The 3,338-nt window shown below is 53.0% G+C and carries 2 tRNA genes and 2 rRNA genes (1 of these 4 cut by a window edge); all 4 read left to right on the top strand.

From position 1 onward, the window contains the following. The first annotated feature begins 379 nt into the window (after positions 1–379). Positions 380–1,860: ribosomal RNA gene (locus FHS82_RS20815) — 16S ribosomal RNA — on the top strand. Between the two features lie 192 nt (positions 1,861–2,052). Next, positions 2,053–2,129, top strand: a tRNA-Ile gene (locus FHS82_RS20810). A gap of 57 nt (positions 2,130–2,186) precedes the next feature. After that, a tRNA-Ala gene (locus FHS82_RS20805) sits at positions 2,187–2,262 on the top strand. A gap of 317 nt (positions 2,263–2,579) precedes the next feature. Beyond that, positions 2,580–3,338, top strand: a 23S ribosomal RNA gene (locus FHS82_RS20800) (it continues 2,077 nt past the right edge of the window). Together the 16S and 23S rRNA genes with 2 tRNA genes alongside form the textbook arrangement of a ribosomal RNA operon.

Genomic DNA, 3,338 nt, shown 5'->3' with positions numbered 1-3,338 from the left:
CACACCGGCGCTGCGGGCGGTTTGAGAGATTGGTTGCGGCGGCTGGGTTTTATTTTTCTGTGAGCGGAATTGATTGTTTTGCCCGACTTGCGAGGGTTGGGTTGACAGTTTGTTTTTGTCTTATAGAGTTGGCTATCTGATTTGGCCTGTTATGGCTTGGTGTTCCATTTGATTGGAATGCGTTTGTTCTTTGACAATTGAAGAATGGAAGAGAATCGTAGGTGGCGTTGTCCTTGCGGCTTTGGCTTTATGCTGGAGCGATAGTAAGAGATAGCGACGATCCTATGATCTGATGTTACTCTTTACAGTGTCGAGAGGCATTGTAATTGAGTTTTACCGTCAATTTGAATCATAGTGATCTGATCGGGATTTTACTCTTTAACTTGAGAGTTTGATCCTGGCTCAGAGCGAACGCTGGCGGCAGGCTTAACACATGCAAGTCGAACGCCCCTTCGGGGGAGTGGCAGACGGGTGAGTAACACGTGGGAACGTACCCTTTTGTTCGGAATAACTCATGGAAACGTGAGCTAATACCGGATACGCCCTTATGGGGAAAGATTTATCGCAGAAGGATCGGCCCGCGTCTGATTAGCTAGTTGGTGAGGTAATGGCTCACCAAGGCGACGATCAGTAGCTGGTCTGAGAGGATGATCAGCCACACTGGGACTGAGACACGGCCCAGACTCCTACGGGAGGCAGCAGTGGGGAATATTGGACAATGGGGGCAACCCTGATCCAGCCATGCCGCGTGAGTGATGAAGGCCTTAGGGTTGTAAAGCTCTTTTGTCCGGGAAGATAATGACTGTACCGGAAGAATAAGCCCCGGCTAACTTCGTGCCAGCAGCCGCGGTAATACGAAGGGGGCTAGCGTTGCTCGGAATCACTGGGCGTAAAGGGCGCGTAGGCGGACGATTAAGTCAGGGGTGAAATCCCGGGGCTCAACCTCGGAATTGCCTTTGATACTGATTGTCTTGAGATAGGAAGAGGTAAGTGGAATTGCGAGTGTAGAGGTGAAATTCGTAGATATTCGCAAGAACACCAGTGGCGAAGGCGACTTACTGGTCCTTATCTGACGCTGAGGCGCGAAAGCGTGGGGAGCAAACAGGATTAGATACCCTGGTAGTCCACGCCGTAAACGATGGATGCCAGCTGTTGGAAAGCATGCTTTTCAGTGGCGCAGTCAACACATTAAGCATCCCGCCTGGGGAGTACGGTCGCAAGATTAAAACTCAAAGGAATTGACGGGGGCCCGCACAAGCGGTGGAGCATGTGGTTTAATTCGAAGCAACGCGCAGAACCTTACCAGCTCTTGACATCCCGTGCTACATGGAGAGATTCATGGTTCCCTTCGGGGACGCGGAGACAGGTGCTGCATGGCTGTCGTCAGCTCGTGTCGTGAGATGTTGGGTTAAGTCCCGCAACGAGCGCAACCCTCGCCCTTAGTTGCCATCATTAGGTTGGGCACTCTAGGGGGACTGCCGGTGATAAGCCGAGAGGAAGGTGGGGATGACGTCAAGTCCTCATGGCCCTTACGGGCTGGGCTACACACGTGCTACAATGGCGATTACAGAGGGCAGCGAAAGGGTGACCTTAAGCTAATCCCAAAAAATCGTCTCAGTTCAGATTGTACTCTGCAACTCGAGTACATGAAGGCGGAATCGCTAGTAATCGCAGATCAGCATGCTGCGGTGAATACGTTCCCGGGCCTTGTACACACCGCCCGTCACACCATGGGAGTTGGCTTTACCCGACGGCGCCGCGCTAACCGCAAGGAGGCAGGCGACCACGGTAGGGTCAGCGACTGGGGTGAAGTCGTAACAAGGTAGCCGTAGGGGAACCTGCGGCTGGATCACCTCCTTTCTAAGGATGTTTCTGTCAGGATGGCTGTTTTGGCTGTTCTCATGAAACACTTGGAACATATGAAGCGTTCAGCAATGGACAGCTTCGCTTTGCGGGATGGCGCCACCTTCGCTTCTCTTCCATTCGTGACGAACACGCGCTATGCAGGGTTTGTTTTGCATGTGTGGCCCTTGTGGGTTACATGAGCGGGGCGGGCCTGTAGCTCAGGTGGTTAGAGCGCACCCCTGATAAGGGTGAGGTCGGACGTTCGAGTCGTCCCAGGCCCACCATCGTCTCCGGCCGTGGAGATGGTGATCCCTGGGTAGAGCGGTCTGCCGTCTCTCGTTGGGGCCATAGCTCAGCTGGGAGAGCGCCTGATTTGCATTCAGGAGGTCGTCGGTTCGATCCCGTCTGGCTCCACCAATTCTCTGGACTGGTGTCGAGCCTGGGTTTGAGGCGTGTGTGTTCGTTTGTCAAAGCAAGAGGTTTTGCGCTGTCTTTCTGTTCCCGAAAGCGAGGAGGGGAGGCGGTTGCGAGGTTCTTTGTCATTGTGAAGAGGGAATGCATTCTTCTGAATGTTTTTTTGATACGTTCGCCCTGGCGTTTGCCACGACGGGGAGTTCCGGCGTATCGTTTAAGAAGACAGGATGAAGGTGTGTTCGGCAAGCATAAAGGTCTTTCTGACATTTTCTGCTTTGCGTTCATGTTGTGAGCGTGAGGTGGATATTGATCATGAGAGCGATCAAGTGCCAAAAGGGCGTTCGGTGGATGCCTTGGCGCTGAGAGGCGATGAAGGACGTGGTACGCTGCGATAAGCCTTGGGGAGCTGCGAACAAGCTTTGATCCGAGGATTTCCGAATGGGGCAACCCACCTTCGATAGCTGTAAATCCGAAATTTTTTCGTTGAGAAACGGGCCTGCACAGGGCTCGCCGTGAGTGGAAATTTTGGACTTACAGCTATCATCAGGAAGGTATCAATCCCTGAATCCATAGGGGATTTGAAGCGAACCCGGGGAACTGAAACATCTAAGTACCCGGAGGAAAGGACATCAACGAGACTCCGTCAGTAGTGGCGAGCGAAAGCGGACGAGGCCAGTGGTTATTTTTGTTCAACCGGAACGATCTGGAAAGATCGGCCTGAGCGGGTGAAAGCCCCGTACGGGTTCAGACGAAGATAATCCTTGAGTAAGGCGGGACACGTGCAATCCTGTCTGAATATGGGGGGACCACCCTCCAAGCCTAAGTACTCCTCAGCGACCGATAGCGAACAAGTACCGTGAGGGAAAGGTGAAAAGCACCCCGACAAGGGGAGTGAAAGAGTTCCTGAAACCGGACGCCTACAAACAGTAGGAGCCCAAGGTTCGTCCTGGGTGACTGCGTACCTTTTGTATAATGGGTCAGCGACTTGAAGTAACGAGCAAGCCTAAGCCGTTAGGTGTAAGCGTAGCGAAAGCGAGTCTGAACAGGGCGTTCAGTTCGTTGCTTCAGACCCGAAACCG

Source organism: Pseudochelatococcus lubricantis (assembly GCF_011762225.1).
Taxonomy (GTDB): domain Bacteria; phylum Pseudomonadota; class Alphaproteobacteria; order Rhizobiales; family Beijerinckiaceae; genus Pseudochelatococcus; species Pseudochelatococcus lubricantis.
The sequence above is the reverse complement of the archived record's forward strand: the minus strand, read 5'-3'. Positions and strand labels throughout refer to the sequence as shown.